Origin of the sequence: Caballeronia humi, assembly GCF_001544475.1 — a bacterium.
Classification (GTDB): Bacteria; Pseudomonadota; Gammaproteobacteria; order Burkholderiales; family Burkholderiaceae; genus Caballeronia; species Caballeronia humi.
This window is the reverse complement of record NZ_FCNW02000064.1, coordinates 12,549-28,318: the sequence shown is the minus strand read 5'-3', so window position 1 is coordinate 28,318 and position 15,770 is coordinate 12,549. Positions and strand designations below refer to the sequence as shown.

General features: G+C 59.1%; 13 protein-coding genes and 4 pseudogenes. 10 read left to right on the top strand and 7 right to left on the bottom strand.

Annotation, left to right across the window (positions count from 1 at the left end; genetic code table 11):
• The first annotated feature begins 472 nt into the window (after positions 1-472).
• From AWB65_RS30580 to AWB65_RS30570, 3 genes and pseudogenes are all read left to right on the top strand, one after another.
• Entirely contained in the window at positions 473-931 is a 459-nt protein-coding gene (locus AWB65_RS30580; RefSeq protein WP_235007871.1) for an ArsR/SmtB family transcription factor, read from the top strand.
• Positions 909-1,430: an SRPBCC family protein gene (locus tag AWB65_RS30575; protein WP_087670652.1), complete on the top strand. Its 522-nt coding sequence runs from the start codon at positions 909-911 to the stop codon at positions 1,428-1,430. Before AWB65_RS30580 ends, AWB65_RS30575 begins: the two co-directional genes overlap by 23 nt.
• Before the next feature lie 239 nt (positions 1,431-1,669).
• Positions 1,670-2,325 (top strand): annotated as a pseudogene (locus AWB65_RS30570) (MFS transporter); the annotation flags it as partial.
• A gap of 187 nt (positions 2,326-2,512) precedes the next feature.
• On the opposite strand, the pseudogene AWB65_RS37235 reads toward AWB65_RS30570, so the two are convergent.
• Positions 2,513-2,734, bottom strand: a pseudogene (locus AWB65_RS37235) (hypothetical protein); the annotation flags it as partial.
• A 618-nt stretch (positions 2,735-3,352) separates the two neighbouring features.
• Between AWB65_RS37235 and AWB65_RS30560 the strand changes: the two are divergent.
• The 3 genes from AWB65_RS30560 (at position 3,353) to AWB65_RS30550 (ending at position 7,516) form a co-directional block, all read left to right on the top strand.
• Positions 3,353-4,480: a YncE family protein gene (locus tag AWB65_RS30560; RefSeq protein ID WP_235007869.1), complete on the top strand. Its 1,128-nt coding sequence runs from the start codon at positions 3,353-3,355 to the stop codon at positions 4,478-4,480.
• A gap of 782 nt (positions 4,481-5,262) precedes the next feature.
• Positions 5,263-6,432 (top strand): bacteriohopanetetrol glucosamine biosynthesis glycosyltransferase HpnI, encoded by a 1,170-nt coding sequence (gene hpnI / locus AWB65_RS30555; protein ID WP_087670650.1) that lies wholly within the window; start codon positions 5,263-5,265, stop codon positions 6,430-6,432.
• 61 nt (positions 6,433-6,493) lie between these two features.
• Entirely contained in the window at positions 6,494-7,516 is a 1,023-nt protein-coding gene (locus tag AWB65_RS30550; protein WP_087670649.1) for a lysylphosphatidylglycerol synthase domain-containing protein, read from the top strand.
• A gap of 316 nt (positions 7,517-7,832) precedes the next feature.
• Here the strand turns inward: AWB65_RS30550 and AWB65_RS30545 are convergent.
• Positions 7,833-8,192, bottom strand: a pseudogene (locus AWB65_RS30545) (DUF2252 family protein).
• A gap of 419 nt (positions 8,193-8,611) precedes the next feature.
• Between AWB65_RS30545 and AWB65_RS30540 the strand changes: the two are divergent.
• The 3 genes from AWB65_RS30540 (at position 8,612) to AWB65_RS30530 (ending at position 10,766) form a co-directional block, all read left to right on the top strand.
• Positions 8,612-9,229 carry a hypothetical protein gene (locus AWB65_RS30540; RefSeq protein ID WP_235007867.1) on the top strand — a complete coding sequence of 206 codons (618 nt, stop codon included), beginning with the start codon at positions 8,612-8,614 and terminating at the stop codon, positions 9,227-9,229.
• 285 nt (positions 9,230-9,514) lie between these two features.
• The gene (locus AWB65_RS35960) at positions 9,515-10,072 is read left to right on the top strand and encodes a hypothetical protein (RefSeq protein ID WP_125474253.1); all 558 of its coding nucleotides are present in this window, start codon (positions 9,515-9,517) and stop codon (positions 10,070-10,072) included.
• Between the two features lie 10 nt (positions 10,073-10,082).
• Positions 10,083-10,766 carry a dioxygenase family protein gene (locus AWB65_RS30530; RefSeq protein WP_235007865.1) on the top strand — a complete coding sequence of 228 codons (684 nt, stop codon included), beginning with the start codon at positions 10,083-10,085 and terminating at the stop codon, positions 10,764-10,766.
• A 416-nt stretch (positions 10,767-11,182) separates the two neighbouring features.
• On the opposite strand, the gene AWB65_RS30520 is transcribed toward AWB65_RS30530, so the two are convergent.
• The 5 genes and pseudogenes from AWB65_RS30520 to AWB65_RS30500 form a co-directional block, all read right to left on the bottom strand.
• Positions 11,183-11,815, bottom strand: coding sequence for a hypothetical protein (locus AWB65_RS30520; RefSeq protein ID WP_087670644.1), 633 nt, complete (start codon positions 11,813-11,815; stop codon positions 11,183-11,185).
• 212 nt (positions 11,816-12,027) lie between these two features.
• Positions 12,028-12,222 (bottom strand): annotated as a pseudogene (locus AWB65_RS30515) (IS6 family transposase); the annotation flags it as partial.
• Between the two features lie 314 nt (positions 12,223-12,536).
• A complete protein-coding gene (locus AWB65_RS30510; RefSeq protein ID WP_087670643.1) occupies positions 12,537-12,938 on the bottom strand; it encodes a nuclear transport factor 2 family protein in 402 nt (133 codons plus the stop codon).
• Positions 12,939-13,037: 99 nt separating this feature from the next.
• Positions 13,038-13,637: an NADPH-dependent F420 reductase gene (locus tag AWB65_RS30505; RefSeq protein ID WP_087670642.1), complete on the bottom strand. Its 600-nt coding sequence runs from the start codon at positions 13,635-13,637 to the stop codon at positions 13,038-13,040.
• A gap of 74 nt (positions 13,638-13,711) precedes the next feature.
• Complete coding sequence (locus AWB65_RS30500) at positions 13,712-14,446, bottom strand: SDR family NAD(P)-dependent oxidoreductase (RefSeq protein WP_087670641.1); 735 nt, start codon at positions 14,444-14,446, stop codon at positions 13,712-13,714.
• 106 nt (positions 14,447-14,552) lie between these two features.
• On the opposite strand from AWB65_RS30500, the gene AWB65_RS30495 reads away from it, so the two are divergent.
• The gene (locus tag AWB65_RS30495) at positions 14,553-15,500 is read left to right on the top strand and encodes a LysR family transcriptional regulator (RefSeq protein ID WP_087670640.1); all 948 of its coding nucleotides are present in this window, start codon (positions 14,553-14,555) and stop codon (positions 15,498-15,500) included.
• The last annotated feature ends 270 nt before the right edge of the window (positions 15,501-15,770 follow it).

The window sequence follows — 15,770 nt, the reverse complement described above, 5'->3', positions numbered from 1 at the left end:
TGTTCGTCGTGTCGGGCGGACTGGTGCTGGGCGCGCTGCTCGTCGCGGCCGTGCTGCGCGCGAGCCGTCATGGCAACGGGAGCGCCGCGCAGGTCCGCGCGGACGTGCGCTAGTCGCGGCATTTGCATCGGAGCGAAAGAGGCGCCTCGCTCGCGTGCTCGCCGCTCCAAATGGAACAAGAAAACGGTCGTAATACCGTCAGAAAGAACGCTCACGCTCACAACAACTCGTCGAGCTGAGGCGGATCGGTCGGTATCGTGGCAGCGTAGATAAGTAACGGGAGCGAATTCAACGATGCCCCTCGTTCGAGGGGCCTTAGCTTCGAAATCACCGTGTTCCTGTTAGTACGTCACAGAATTTCCACTGCCAGTGAAACTGTGCTGGACAGGAGCGTCATTTGCATAGTCGCCAACGGCCCGACCCACCGCAAACGCAGATAACGGCTTGACGACGCAGCCGCGCGCCTTGGCATTTGGCGGCGAAATCGTCGGCGCGCCACGGCAGCGCGCGCGAGCGCTCCTTCCCCTTGCCTGCCGTCGATGGGCATGTAATACTGAACCATATGGCTCAGTATTCTCAAAAAGCTCGATTCGACGCCTCGTTCGCCGCGCTGTCGGATCCCACCCGACGCGGCGTGCTGGAGCAGTTGATGTGTGCCGACGCGTCCGTCACAGACCTCGCCGAGCGGTTCCACATGACCCTGACCGGCATGAGGAAGCACATCGGCGTACTGGAGCAGGCGGAGCTCGTCACCACGGAGAAGGTGGGACGCGTGCGGACCTGCAAGCTTGGCTCGCGCCGTCTCGAGGAAGAGTCGGCCTGGATCGAGAACTACCGCCAGATGTGGGCCGCGCGCTTCGACGCGCTGGACACGGTCATCGAAGACCTCAAACGCAAGGAGAAACGTGATGGTCGCAAAAAGAGAGAATGAGCCCGCCCCCACGAGCAACCGCACGACGTCGGAACGAACGTCCGAGCGCGAGCTGATCATCACGCGAACCTTCGACGCCCCGGCGCGGCTCGTGTTCGAAGCGTGGACCACGCCCGAGCTGTTCAAGCTGTGGTGGGTGCCGCAGTCGAGCGGCGCGACACTTCTTTCATGCGAACAGGATGTCCGTGTCGGCGGCGGCTACCGCCTGGAGTTCGCTCATCCCAAGGCCACGGCGCCCCTGGCGTTCTTCGGCAGGTATCTCGAAGTGGTGCCGAATGCGCGCCTCGTCTGGACCAACGAGGAAAGCGAGGACGGTGCCGTCACGACAGTGACCTTCGAGGAGAAAGACGGCAAGACGCTGCTGGTGATGCGTGAGCTCTATCCGTCGAAGGAAGCGCTCGACGTCGCCATCGAGGGAATGGACGAGGCGATGCCCGAGACGTTCGAGCAGCTAGACAAATTCCTGATTGCCCGCGGCACGGGCGCGGAACCGACCTGACTCGTCGATCTCACGAGGCGCTTCTGGCTGTTCGATGAAGCCCGGCGCTGGCGACACTGAGTCCAAGAGCGACATTAGGCACAGCATATCAACAAGACCATGCCACGGTTAGGGGCCGAGCGGAGACGCGAGCTTAGAGGCATTCGTCACCGAACTAGTCAGCAAACGCAGACTTGGCGATCGAAATTGCACACACTCCGACCTCATTCAACGCGGGTCGCATGATTCGGGTCTAAGATCTTAACCACAGCGCGAGAGCACTCTGCGCACAACGAAGCCTGCTGGACGGATTGCGCTATGCGTGGCATCGCCCTGACTTGAAGGCAATTCTCTGATGCTGTTCCTGATCAGCACGCTCGGACTGAATTTCGCGCCGTTCATTTCGACGATGGCTGGCAGCGTCTTCCACAATGATGCACGCGGATTTGAAATTCTCTCATCGTGCATGGCGATCGGAACCGTTTGCGGCCCGCTGATTGCGGCCAGTCATGCGAGACCCCGGTTCGAACATTTATAAATCGGCGCCGCGCTGTTTGGCGTGGGCTGCATGCTCGGCGCCATCGCACCGAACTATTGGTCGTTCGGTGGCGCGCTCGTCGTGACCGGAATGGCCGCATTGACCTTTATGAACGCGACCACCAGGTTGATCAAACTCACGACCGAGCCGGCGATGCGAGGACGGGTTATGGCGCTTCGTTTAGCCATCGCGTTAGGAGGCACACCGGTTAATGCGCCCTTCGTGGGTTGGATCGCCGACCATTTCGGCCCACGCTGGCCGCTCAGGGTCGGCGCCGCTTCCGGTTTTGCTGCAGCGATCGTTGCGACTTGCACTTTGACGCGGCAGCTTCATCGGCCTCATCATGTCAGCGGACTCGACGGACATGATGTTTATTGACGAGGCGGTTGAAGGACCGTATTTGAAGCACTTTCAGACGTCCGAACGTCCGTGTGAATCGCTACGTGTCCAACTGCCTTTGGCCCAGAGCGTGTCAAAACGCACCGCCACGGATTGACGAAGCTCAGCCTCGGCGCAAGTCGCAGCCTTTCGTTTCGGCAAGGCGAATTTTCAGCCGCAGACAAACTTATCTCCGGGGGATAACAAACTCCTGAGGGCATCGCGCTCGCATTTCCTTCATAGCGGATTCTGAGCCGAGTAGCACAATCACCCGTTTGATGTGGTATGCAAGCACGTGCACGCTCATTTCCGTGCTCACTCGCCCGATGGTCCGAGTCAGGAATTGAGTGGCGCCCATCCATGCCTTGATCGCGCCAACGGGGTGCTCGACCATATGTCGCAGGATCCGCGGTACGCCAGTTTATCCTTCCGCAATCTCTCACGCAAAAGAAGACGGCCTGATGCGGACGTCGTGGGGCACTTCTGAAATCTGCGATTTGAAACCGGAGACCGTCCGTTCGCAGGTCGGACTGCTGGAAAAGCGTGCTGATCGCTAGTGATCGCTTCGTCCTCTGTATCGGGTCGGTTGATTAAGCCGCCGCCCTCGCTTACGATATCAATCAATTCTTATCTAACGCTTAAGCGCCTCCGATCTCTTTAGAGAATCAGCGACCGAATTTTCCAGTAGTCTTTACGGTTGAATTACCGTCGTCTTATTCTTTGCCCTCATCCATTCAGAATCTATTCTGACCATCCAAATCAACGCTTGATAAATACAAAAATTATAATCAGTAACGACTTTAAGCGTTCAAGCCACCAAGGCATTGAATCTAAAAGCTAACTGCACCGAGCTTCGTCGCAGCCGCTGCTTCATCCTGCCTCCACATGCGTTTTCCCCTATACCCTCCCGCCATTTTGACGCTAGTGTGAATCACGCCGGCAAGTCCGCGGCGTGTTCCGAAATTGATGCAGACGCGCCTTTTCAGAATCTGCGCGACAAATCAAAAACTATTTTTTGGAGACAGCAATGACGAGAGTTATGCCGTTCGCGGCAGCACTTTGCACGCTTACCATTTCCGCGTTGCTTGCGGGATGCGGCGGAAACGACAATTCGAATAGCGGGCCGCGAGTCGTCGCGACCATTGCGGTGCCGAATTCCGCATCGCCGCCATTTAGCTTCGACATCGGCTACGTCGACTCGGGAAAATACTATCTGGCCGATCGCAGCAATGCGGCTGTGGACGTTGTCGATACAAAATCCAACACGCTGGTAGCGCAGATCAAGGGCAACTTCACCGGGATCGGCGCCTCGACGGACACCTCGGGTCCAGATGGACTAGTCGGCATTCCAGGCACGAACACCCTTTATGCGGGCGACGTTAATGCCGTCAAGATTCTCGATGTCGGCACGCAGCAACTTGTGAAGACAATACCGATCAGCACCTCCGGTTCGCGCGTCGACGAGGGCTGCTACGACCCGGACGATGGTCTCGTCATGTTCTCCAGTCCAGGTGAGTCCCCGCCGTTCGCCACATTCATCTCGACCAAGACACAGACCGTGGTTAGCAAGTTGACCTTCACGGACTCAAGCGGCCTGGAAGCGTGCGTCTATGACCCCAAAGGCAAGAACTTCATCGTCAATAATGACGGCACCACCGCGAATCCCGACGGTGAGGTCAACGTGATTCCCGCTGCGACTGTCGTGGCAGGCGCGCCTGCGGTCACGCATGTGTTCCCGCTGGGCAAGTGTGCGCCGACCGGCCTCGATCTCGGGCCGAACAACGACATGATCGTAGGATGCGATCCTGCTCCCGGCGATCCGCTCATCACGCTGATCCTCGATCGAACGACTGGTGCGACGCTTGCCACCATTCCGTTCGGCGGCGTGGACCAGATCGCTTACGACAGCGTGTCGAATCGCTACTTCCTGCCGGCTCGGCACTATCAGACGAACAAGATCGCCGCTGCGTCCAACTTCGTGCCGACGCTCGCCATCGTCGATGCGGCTAGCCGCTCGATCCTCACAACGCTGGCGATCGGCAACAACGCGCATTCTGTCGCCGTCGACGGTGCAACGGGACAGGCGTACCTTCCCTTCGCACCCGGTGTCGCTGCTTTCCCGAATGGCGGAATCCAGGTCGTGAGTACGCACTGACGCAAGAAAATCCGGTGGGTCCGGCTCGTTGCGAAGCGTTCCACGACCGCATGGTCAGCATTCGGCGAACGAATCATGGCCGCAGCAACCAGTCGGACCCGTCAAAGTCTCATTGCGAAGCTGCGCCAAATTCGACTCGTCCCACTGTGACGCCGTTTCGCTACTGCCGCCTCTCGCCGGGTTGCGCCTTTGCGCTAGACGGAAGCCTGCGCCGGTCCACCCCTATTTTGATGTTCGTGGTCGCCTCAGCGCATCGACGAAACTGCGCGCGGTTCGAACGTGACTGCGCGCACTAGACGATTTGTGTTTTGTTTGTTTGGAGCGCCTTAAGCGTTCCTTAAGCCTTTTCCCGAACTAACGTTGTAGCGCCGCGGAGGCCGGTCAATCTACGTCGAAGCTGAAAATCGGTGCCGTGCATTTCGGGCGCCTTACATGCTGCCTCAACTATCAAGGCACCAACACAGCTTAAGCGTTCCTTAAGCATTCGAGCCGCAGGCTTCGGATTCCTGGCGCCCACATCCAGATCCATGTGAGAGCCGAACGGTGACATCCGCATGGCCGCACGCCGTCTTACGCTGGCACTCCCCGTCGCACCGCTTGCTCCGCGACGGCTCCCTCCGCGCACCTTTGATCTCGCTTTTTCTAGCGCTCGTCGTCGAAATACGCTGCGTCGCCGCTCTCGTACCTTTGCTACTAACGCCCTGTACCGTTTGCCGCGCGACGATTCTTCGTTAACGCGACGACAGCCGTGTTCACCCAGTCACGCAATCGCCTGGAGGCATATGGACCTGCAGCATCTTGCACAAACGGTCTTTGTTTTTATTGCTGCGCTATGTGGCCTATGCGCTGCGGCGGGGATCGCTTATACCGTGTCGGCTAGCCTGCTGGTCGGACGTTTCTTTGGGCGTTGCGCCAGTGTGCCCAAAAACTACCCGGGAATCACGGTGGTCAAGCCGCTGCATGGCGACGAATGGCATCTGCTCGAACACCTCGCGAGCTTCCTTGAGCAGGACTATCCGGGGCCGATCCATTATCTTTTCGGTGTGCACGACCCCGAGGACGCCGCGCTTCGTGCTGTCGACGCGCTGTGCGTGCGCTATCCCGAGGCAAGAATAACCATTGTGGTCGATGCCAGACTCTACGGGCCGAACCGAAAGATCGCCAATCTGGTCAACATGCTCGAGCGCGCGGAATACGACATATTCTGTCTCGCCGACAGCGATGTTCGTGTCGATCGGAGCTACCTGCGTCATACCGTCGGTGCGCTACAGCAGCCCGGCGTCGGCCTTGTGACCAGCGCTTTTCGCGGCCTGTACGCTCCGGGCTTCTGGCCTCGCGTTGCGGCAGCCTCAACCAACTATCACTTTCTGCCGAGCGTCATCACGGGGCTCGCGATCGGACGCGCACGGCCGTGCTTCGGTCAATCGATCGCAGTGACGCGGGCAACGCTTCTGCGCATCGGGGGACTCACCCAATTCGCGCATCACCTTGCCGAAGACTACGCAATCGGCGAGGCCGTGAGGGAAAGCGGCCTTTCAGTCGCCATCGCGCCGTTCGTCGTGCAGCATGCATGCGTCGAGGATACGTTCGGCAAGCTATTCGCTCATGAGTTGCGCTGGAGCCGCACGATTCGCGCTGCAGATCGCGCGGGGCATCTCGGTTCTGTCCTGATGCATCCGTTTCCACTCGCGCTGCTTGCAATAATGTTTTCTGGCGGCCAGGCTGCAACGTGCGCACTGGCGGCACTTTCTCTGGCCGTCCGCGCAATGCTGATCTGCCTGACGGATCGCGCGACCGGACAACTTTGCGAAGGGCTCTGGTACATGCCCCTGTGCGATGTCGTGCAGTTCATGATCTACATTGCGAGTTTCTTCACCTCGCGTGTGGTCTGGCGCGGACGGCGTTTCAGGGTTGACGATAACGGCATGCTGGCGCCCGTGCATCAGGAATGAATAGCTGTGGAGAAAGTCAGCGATCTGGTCAAAGCGACATTGACATAACGGTCGTGCGCAGATGAAACATCTCGGAAGTGTAGCCGCCCTCTTTGGCCTGGCAGTGGCGGCATGGCTCATCTGGCGAGACAATCCGGCGGCGATCCTGCATCTGCTGCGCACGGCGGGTGTTGGGCTGTTCCTGGCAGCCTTTGCGCACATCCTGCCCATGCTTACGAACGCCTGGGACTGGCGAACACTGATCCGCGCCGCGCAACGTCCCTCATTCGCGGCAATGGTCAGGCTCGTCTGGATTCGCGAGTCGATCAATGGACTGCTGCCCGTGGCGCGCATCGGCGGTGAGATCGTTTCGTTCCGCATGCTTGTACATGCCGGAGTGCGTCCCGCGGCCGCAGCGGCCAGTCTCGTCGCCGATATGCAACTCACGCTGATCAGTCAACTGGTCTTTGCGCTCGTCGCGACCGGCTATATTCTGGACGGCGCTTCATCGGGCGTGGCGCAGCTCGCCGGACGGCTTGCGATGGGCATCGGAGCCCTCGCGCCCGTACTGTTGATGTTCGCCCTCGTGCAGCATGCGCGGCCTTTCGAGCGCGCGGCGCGAACACTCAACCGGCTGACGAGCGGGAAAGTCTATGGTCTCGTTGGCCATTCCGTGCGCATCGATCGGTCCATCAAGCTGATCTGGCGGCAGCGGGGCACGATCGCGCGTTATTTGCTCATCTGGCAACCGCTGCAGTGCGCGGGCTTCGCACTCGAAATCTGGATTGCACTGCGCGTACTCGGTTCCGATGCGACGTTCGCAAAGGCGCTTGCGCTCGAAGCGCTCATACAGGTCGTCAGCAGCGTGGCCTTTCTGGTGCCGGGAGGACTTGGCGTGCAGGAAGGCGGCTTTGTCTTCATCGGCGGCATGCTGGGCGTAGACGCGCCCACTTGCCTCGCGCTCGCAGGAGCCCGGCGCTTGCGCGATCTGCTCTTCTATGTGCCAGGACTCGCTTTTTCGCAGCTGCCACGCGCTTCGCGTCGAGCGGAAAGAGTCGATGCCGCGCGGCCACAGGAGTCTGGCGCCGATCCGCAAAATTCCTAGCGATCGCGGTCCGAGCACACCGCGACGGGTCGATCAAGAAGCAGACATTCCATGGCTTGACCGTCGATCCGCCCAGACCGGACGCTACATTTCGAATCAGTATCCACCCGCACGCGATCGAGCACTCCAATGACCCTGTTGAGATGCTTCCGCATCGACCCGACAGACGAACCAGACTCGCGAAGCGAAACCGGCTCAATAAACGCCGGATACCTCAAGCGCTCGAAATCGTAGATCTCGAACGACGGTGGCGATTTTTAACGCTTTCTCTAATCACCGACGCACCCGGAACGGATAGCCCTTCTATCGCCCGTGATCATTCACGCGTGGCCTGGATGCGCCTTGCGTTGACGGCAGCAATCAAAGCGGCCCAATCCGCCTCATTCTGTTCAGCATAGGCATGCGCAAACCGCCCGATCGCTTCATCGAACTCACTCCCTCTGCCCATGTAGCCGCTGATCACCGCGAGGTCGGCGGCTTTTGCCATCGAATGAGCCAATGCGATGCCGCACGACACCGCTTACTCGCCGAGATCATCGACGTCGAAGCTCGTGAAGTCGAAGGCTCCTCTCATGTCGCGAAACTGCCTGACGTAGAAATCATTGCCCGTATGATGCATTCTGGACCAACCCCGAAAAATGTCGCTCGCCGACTGCAGCAGGCGCTGGCCGTTCACCACACGTTAGAACAGGCAAAAAATCCTTCGCAAACCGGAGGTGTTCGTACACATGCACATGATCGCCAAAGGCCAAATGGAAGACCGTGACGTCCGATACACTCATGCCGAGCAGCTTTACTCGCTGCCGCCATAAGCAATTCTATTTTTTCGTCGTTTGTTCGCTATCCTGATCTTGTCGCGAGAATAACCTGTTCAGCTCTGGCATATTTTGGTCCGTACTGGTGCGCTTTGGGGTGGTACAGTTGGGATGATCACGTGCCGTCTCGGTTCGCTTTGCGCGTCTCCTAGACCAGGATGGTGGCTAGCTGCCCGCCCAGTTCATCTTGATTTGCGCTTTTCGCTCGCCTAGCCTTTAACATAAAGTTTCCGAAAGTCGGCGCGTTTCAGCACTCAAAGCCTGCTGTGCGCAAAACGGCGTGGCGCTTGATGCCGGAGAGACTTACTTTGTTTGCGCGCCAGAGAGGCACAAAGTGATTAAGCGAATTGTTAAAATTTTGGTTTTGTTGTGCACGCTTTGTGGAGAATGGTCGGTCGCAGCCCCCGATGCGGAAGAGAGCCGTCACCGTGACAGGGACGGTTATGCCGCGAAGCTTTTCGACGCTGATGGCAAGTTCGTCGGCAAGGTGGTGTTCTTCAACGGCTTTGCCGAGGGCGGCGTGATTCTCGACTTACACGGCGCCCTCGTTTATGCGGGCATCAATCGTGTCGGTACACCTGCAGGGGATTGGTCTGCTACGCAACTGGAGTGGTGGGGCGCGGGCGCCTACTTTTCAGGTCCGAACTGCTCAGGAACGGTGTACATTGCCTACCCGTCCGAGCCATTTCGCCCGACAGCCATGGTGCGCAGCGGTGCGACAGCCACGCTCTATGTAGCCAGCGAAGGACCTAGACAGGTCGTGACGGTGCGCTCGGTAGAGGACAGACCAGGCCTCTGCAAAGCGGTCGACCCGCCATTGGAAGTGCAAGCATGGACGGTCGGAAGTACTTTCGATTTGACACAACATTATCCCGAACTCTTGCGAGTTGGATTCTAGACCCGAATCGCTGACGTAAGGAACCGGTGCTCGGTGAACGCGAGCACTGGTAATCTCGGGCTGGCCCATGCACCGCTTATATCGCGGTGTATGAAGTGACTGCTGCTTACAATGCGCCGGCGCGTTCACCTTCATTTTTGGTTCCGCTGGCCTAGCCTCTAACACGACCATTCCAAACCGCCCTTTTCGGGAGTCGATAGCTGGAAACGCCCCGATACGGTAGGCAAAGCGGCGCGTCGGTTTAACCCGGAAAACTTCCTTTATCCTGCGCGCATGGGAGGCAGAGTGAATAAGCAACTTGTTGCATCATTTGTACTGTTGTCCGCCCTGTGGGGAGCAGGGTCGGTGGCGATCGCCGATGATGAAGACAGTTTTCACCATAGCAGTGACCGTCCGGTCCCAAAGCTTTTCGACGCTAACGGCAAGTATGTTGGCAATGTAGTGTACTTCGGCGAGCCGGAATTCGGCGATCCAGGAGTAATTCTGAACATACATGGCGCGCTCGTTTATGCGAGCATAAAGCGTCCACTTGACACTCCAACGCAGCTGCAGTGGCATGGCTTCGGTCCGTCCTATTCGGGGCCGAACTGCTCAGGAACGGTCTTCGTTCAATATGCCCGCGGGCCATTCCGCCCAGCGGCCATCGTACGCAGCGGGGCAACAGCCACGCTGTACGTCGCTAGCGGCACACTTCAACAAATGGTGACGGTGCAATCGACAGTCACCGGCCCTCCGGAAACCTGCTGGAGTGAAAGCTCGTCATATGTAATACCGGCATGGACGGTCGAAAGTACCTTCGATTTGACACAACACTATCCAGAGCCCCTGCGAGTTGGGTTTTGACGCCACCAGCGTGAGCGGCAAGAGTGCACATACGCGCATTTGCAACGTTCCGCCAAGAAGGTATTTTGAAATTATGCAAGAACGTAAACAAAAGGTCAGCCAGAGACGGCGCGAGTTCCTCCGCAATTCGGGAGCGGTGCCGTCTACGTTATTGATGCTGGCGCTCGCCAAAGCTGATGAGAGCCGCGCCGCCACCATTCCCCCAACGCCCGCTTGCCCGGGCAACCCCGACGCGACGCCGCCCCAGACGGCCGGCCCGTTCTTCCTGCCCCGCTCGCCGCTACGTACATCGCTGTTCGGACCGGGCATCGGCGGCAGGAGGGTCCTCCTGACGGGCCGGGTGCTGACGACGCGGTGCGTGCCGGTGCCCGGCGCGCTGCTCGACTTCTGGCAGGCCGACGCCGCCGGCTCGTATGACGTCCGCGGCTACCGGTTGCGCGGCCATCAGTTCGCCGACCGCGATGGGCGCTACCGCCTTGAAACCATCGTGGCGGGACTGTATCCCGGCCGCACGCGGCACTTCCACGTCATAGTGCAGGCGCCGAGCGGACGGCCGCTCACGACCCAGCTTTACTTTCCCCGCGAGCCGCGCAACCTGCACGATGGGCACTTCGATCCACGACTGCTGATGTCGATCGACCCCGGCAGCGGAAGCTACGACTTCGTGGCGCGCTACGACTTCGTGCTGGCATAGGGCGGGAAGACGTCGACTGAAGTCAAGCGCGGACCGCGGGATGACGAATGATGAATTCGCTTGCCAAAATGATCCAACACACCTCGCCGATCATCCTATGGTCGCTGCCTCGATCGGTGCAGTCGCGGGTGTCCTTTTGGTCAAACTGAATGTGCTCCGTAGGGCCCCTTACACCAACCGTTTGCTCGCAACAGCGTGCTACCTCAAATGGCGTGTGCATTTGCAGCATGTGATAGCGCGCGCGTGCCAACATGTGCGTCTGCGCCTTGATTGCAACGATCCCGTTCCTTGTGCGCTTCTTGCGCTCGTAAGAGCGCCCGCCTTCCGGGCACGAGCGAATAGCAAAGTTCGCCGCTTCGCCATTTTGCCCTGATCGCGACACGACCTCCCACTCTTTGTTAAGAAGCTAAGTGCCTTCAAAAGCCGACTCGCAGAGGCTCTGGATAGTGTTGCGTCAAATCAAAGGTACTTTCGACTGTCCATGCTGTTGATTGGGATGGAGAGTCGTAAGGCGAACAGCCCCAGGAGGCGTCTTCCGAGCGAACCGTCACCATCTGTGTTGGCGCGCCGCTGGCGACGTAGAGCGTGGCAGTCGCTCCGTTGCGCAGGATGGCTGTGGGGCGGAGTGGCCCAGAGGCACTCGGAATGTAGACGGTTCCTGAGCAGTTCGGACCCGAAAACTGCGGATGGACGCCGCTCCACTGCAGCTGACTTGCGGACTCAACAAAAAGTGTCGTGAGACGGTGGATGCCCGCATAAACCAGCGCCCCCTGTATGCTGAGAACCACTCCCCCCTCGGTTGGGGCGCCATAGGCGTCGAAGTACACCAACTTGCCGACAAGCTTGCCATTCGCGTCGAAAAGCTTCGCGACTGGACGGTCCCTGTCATGGCGTGTGCTGTCTTCCTCATCGGCGGCTGCCGCCGGCCATGCTCCCCAGAGGGCCGACAACACGACCAAAGATTTAACCATCCGCTTATTCACTTTGCCTCCCTGGCGCAAGCTATAGGAAGCCTCCCCGGCGAAAAAACGCCACGCCGCCTTGCTCACCTATCAGACGCTTCCAAGTGCGGGGTGCACACGGGCCTGTATCTGAAGCGTTGTGCTAGAGCCTAGGCGAGGGAAAAGCGCAAATCAAGGGGAAGCGCGCTGGCGCTCCCACTGGGCCCTGTTGCAAAAGGCGGTCAACTTGATGTGCGGAACGATGCCAACGACGCAAAGCTCGATGACGACGTTCAATCCAGCGGCGGCCCAGGTGCTTAAACCACCTCGATGCCACCAAGCACGATGCGAGCGCAGCAGATTTTCTTTAGTCCGAGATTGGGTCGAGTGCGACTCTTGATCACACCGTGGACCTGTTCGAGGATGTTGTCCAAGTACCTCGTCTGGCGGATCTTGATGGGTGTTTCGCGACCGGCGTTGATGGCTTCCAGCGCAGCCGAATGGGCGCCACTCTGTCTCTACCTCAACCTCCACGAGTTCATAGCAGCCTCCCGAATTTCAACTGCGCAGTGTTCACCTTTGGTGAATCGAACGGTGGGTTGCCGAGCGCTACGGACGTCTCAGTGTCCTAGCGCCGACACGTACGAACAACAGCTGCCGGCCGATTTCGCCCTTGCGCGATCATTCGTATGCCTTGCCGTTCAGACGTGGGTCGCGCCCGGCAATTGGGCATTCGAATCAGCGAAATGTCCGGAGACCGTTGTTTAACGTACTCGTTGGCACACGAATCGTTTGTTCGCATCGGTCTCGACGTGACAGGGCCAATGGCTCACGGCATCTTGGAGGCCCGCGCCAGTGCTTGAGTGTCGATATACTCGCGGATGTTCGTTACTTTGCCATTTCGAACGGTAATGTCGAAGACCCAATTGTCTTTGAACGGTTTACTCGTGGCTTTAATTTTCCCCGTAGCGACGCCGACGACCAGTACCCGGTCTCCCTGCGCCACGAATTCGGGGGGCTCTGGGTATGTCATTTCCACCTCTTCAGACGCCTTCTGAAGCACAGCCGTCAATTCCCCGTGCCCGCGGTGCGTGCCGGCCAGCGGCCAGTCCTCGCCCGGAATGATCCACTCAATATCTTCGGCAACCAACGCCAGCAGATCTTGCTTATTGTAGGCGCCCATTGCTGCAAAGAAATCCTTCACAATCTGAACATTCTCTTCGATGCGCATCGAATCTCTCCGTTTTCCTTACGTCCGATTGTGTCCGATCTAATCGGACACGTTGCGGTCCACGAGGCAGGATCGCATCGAATTTGCGATCACAAGTCATCAGTCGAACTTGACCAAGTCCTTAAAGATCAGTTGACCCCAGCTATTTCCGCGCGCCTGCACAAGCAGTCCACCTTCCGAAAGCCCTCCAAGTTTGATCGGCGCGAAACCGAGATTTTCCGCAAGCGTACCAATCTCCGCTGCGGCGCCGTCATCGTCGCTCGCCAGGAACACGACTCTCCTGCCACCATGTACGGCCGGCTCTTGCTCAAGGACGGCAGCGACCAAATGGTTGAAGCCCTTAACCATTCTTCCACCACTGAAGGCCTGCGCGACGGCCTTGGAAGAAGGTTGTCCCCCCAGTTCCTCAGGGGGCACGCCGTAGGCATTGGTCACATCTACGATGGTCTTCCCTTGCCAACTGGGCAGCGCCTTCGCGACATCCCGGTGCGCCTCGAAACGGACAGCCAGAAAGACAATGTCCGCCTTGACTGCTTCCGCCAGTGTTTTGGGAATGATCGTGGGTCCAATCGCGGCCGCAGCGGATGCAAAGCTTTCCGGGTCGCGCGTGGTTGCAACGGATACTTCGATGCCGCTTCGGGCAAATGCCTTGGCTAGAGCCTGGCCGATATTGCCGAATCCAATAATTGCGTAACTCATATATTCTCCTTTGGTTTTCCACGCCCTACGGCGCTCCGAATAATTGAATGGAGCGCCTGGCCGGGCGTAGCGCGTCAGAGTTGCGCCAGGCCGCCGTCAACGGCGACCTCGCTGGCGGTCATGAAGCTGCTGTCCGACGACGCGAGAAAGGCGGCCACAGCCCCGATCTCCGCCGGATCGGCCATGCGCTGGAGCGGAGTCATCGAGGCGTAGACCTTCTGGCCCACCTCGCCGAGCGCTTCCTTCGCGAGTTCGGTCGCAGTCGCCCCGGGTGACAGCACGTTCACCCGGATGCCGGTGCCCTTCAGGTCCTCCGCCCACGTCCGCGCGAGGTTGCGCACTGCCGCCTTGCTCGCGCTGTAGGCGCTCATTGCCGGCGCGCCCGTGGTGCCAGCGCTTGATCCGGTCAGGATGATCGAACCGCCCTCGCTCATGAGCGGCAGCGCCTTCTGGACCGTGAAGATCGTACCCTTCACATTGGTGTCAAAGTGTTCGTCAATGTGCTCGGCAGTGATCTTGCCGAGCGCAGCCTGGCTTCCCGCCCCGGCATTGGCGAAGACGATGTCGAGGGTTGCGCGCTCAGCCTTCACCGCCGCGTAGAGTCGGTCGAGGTCAGCCTCATTCGAGACCGAGCCCTTCACCGCGCGGGCATTGGGCCCAAGGTCGGCCACGGCGGCGTCGAGCGATTCCTGTCGGCGGCCGAAGATGAAGACGAAGGCGCCCTCCTCAATGAAGCGCTTTGCTGCGGCCCAGCCGATGCCGGTAGCGCCACCGGTGATCACGGCGGTCTTTCCATTCAGTCTGTTCATGTCAAGCATCCTTCGAAACAAAAGTGAGAAATACAATTCTGGACCTCTTGATCCATGAAGCCAATTGACTGAATATCTATAGGTACCATCTACTTTTTAGATACGTATGCTCGACAACGTCACCATCAACCAACTTCGGGCCTTCGTTGCCGTGTGTGACCAGGGAAGCTTTTCCGGGGCTGCACGGGAGCTAAGGCGTGCACAGTCAGCGATCAGTCACGCGATCAACGCGCTCGAGAGTGCCTTCGATGTGTTGCTGTTCGAACGCAACGCCCGCAAAGCCACGCTTACAGCAGCGGGCCGAAGCCTCCTGCCTGATGCTCGTGGGGTGATCTCACGCACCGAGGAAATGAAGATGCGCGCGGTTGCGATTGCTGAAGCCGGGGTGCCACAGGTCTCGATTGCAGTAGATACCTATTTTCCGCGCGCGCACCTCATTGAATGCCTGCGCAGGCTGCAGTCGGACTTTCCAACCGTTGCAATCAATCTGCGCATGACGACCATGCAAGGCGGCGAGCGCCTGGTTCTCGAAGGAACGTGCGCATTGGCCGTGACGATCACCGACGTGCCGGAGCTGAGCCCGGGTACCATAGAAAGGCAGCATTTATGTGAAGCGCAAATGGTGACCGTCTGTGCGCCATCGCATCCGCTGGCCGCAATCGCGGGGCCGATCCCGCGGGAGGAATTTGGCCGGCACATCCAGCTCGTCGTAACCGACAATCAGCCCGATGCGGAAAGGACCCAACAGGGGGTCGCCGGTGAACGCCAGTGGCTGGTGAATGACCTCGGCGCGAAGCACGATTTGCTAAGGGGCAGCTTATGCTGGGGGCACATGCCGCATCATGTGGTGGCGGTTGACCTCGCGAACGGAACACTTGTCGAACTCCAACGGCGCGCATGGCACATGCGCGCCCTCACGTTCATGATCTCGCAGCGGCGCGGGTACTCGTTTTCCGAATGCGAGACGCGGCTGGTTGCGCTCCTTGGCAATCGTCAACGCTTTTCAAAGGGTGCCAGCAAGCGCTCCGTCTCACGCGCAGGCAAAAAAGCGTGAAGGGCCGCCACGTGTGAGCAACAGTCAGTACGGCCTGCCGGTCCTCGACGGATGTCCGCAAAGTAGATAGACAGCGGTCATCTTTCTAAAAACTTCAATGGCCGAAACGGGTCCAGGAGCCGAAGCCCGCATCTCGAGCAAAGGGCAACTGCGGCTGTCGTGGCACGAACTCTCGCACTCGACCCAAGGCGAGAGTTCGCGATGAGCCGATCAAATGACGGCTTTCTTGTGAAAAGCGAACACAATTGACAGAGACGACCTCGATCGGAC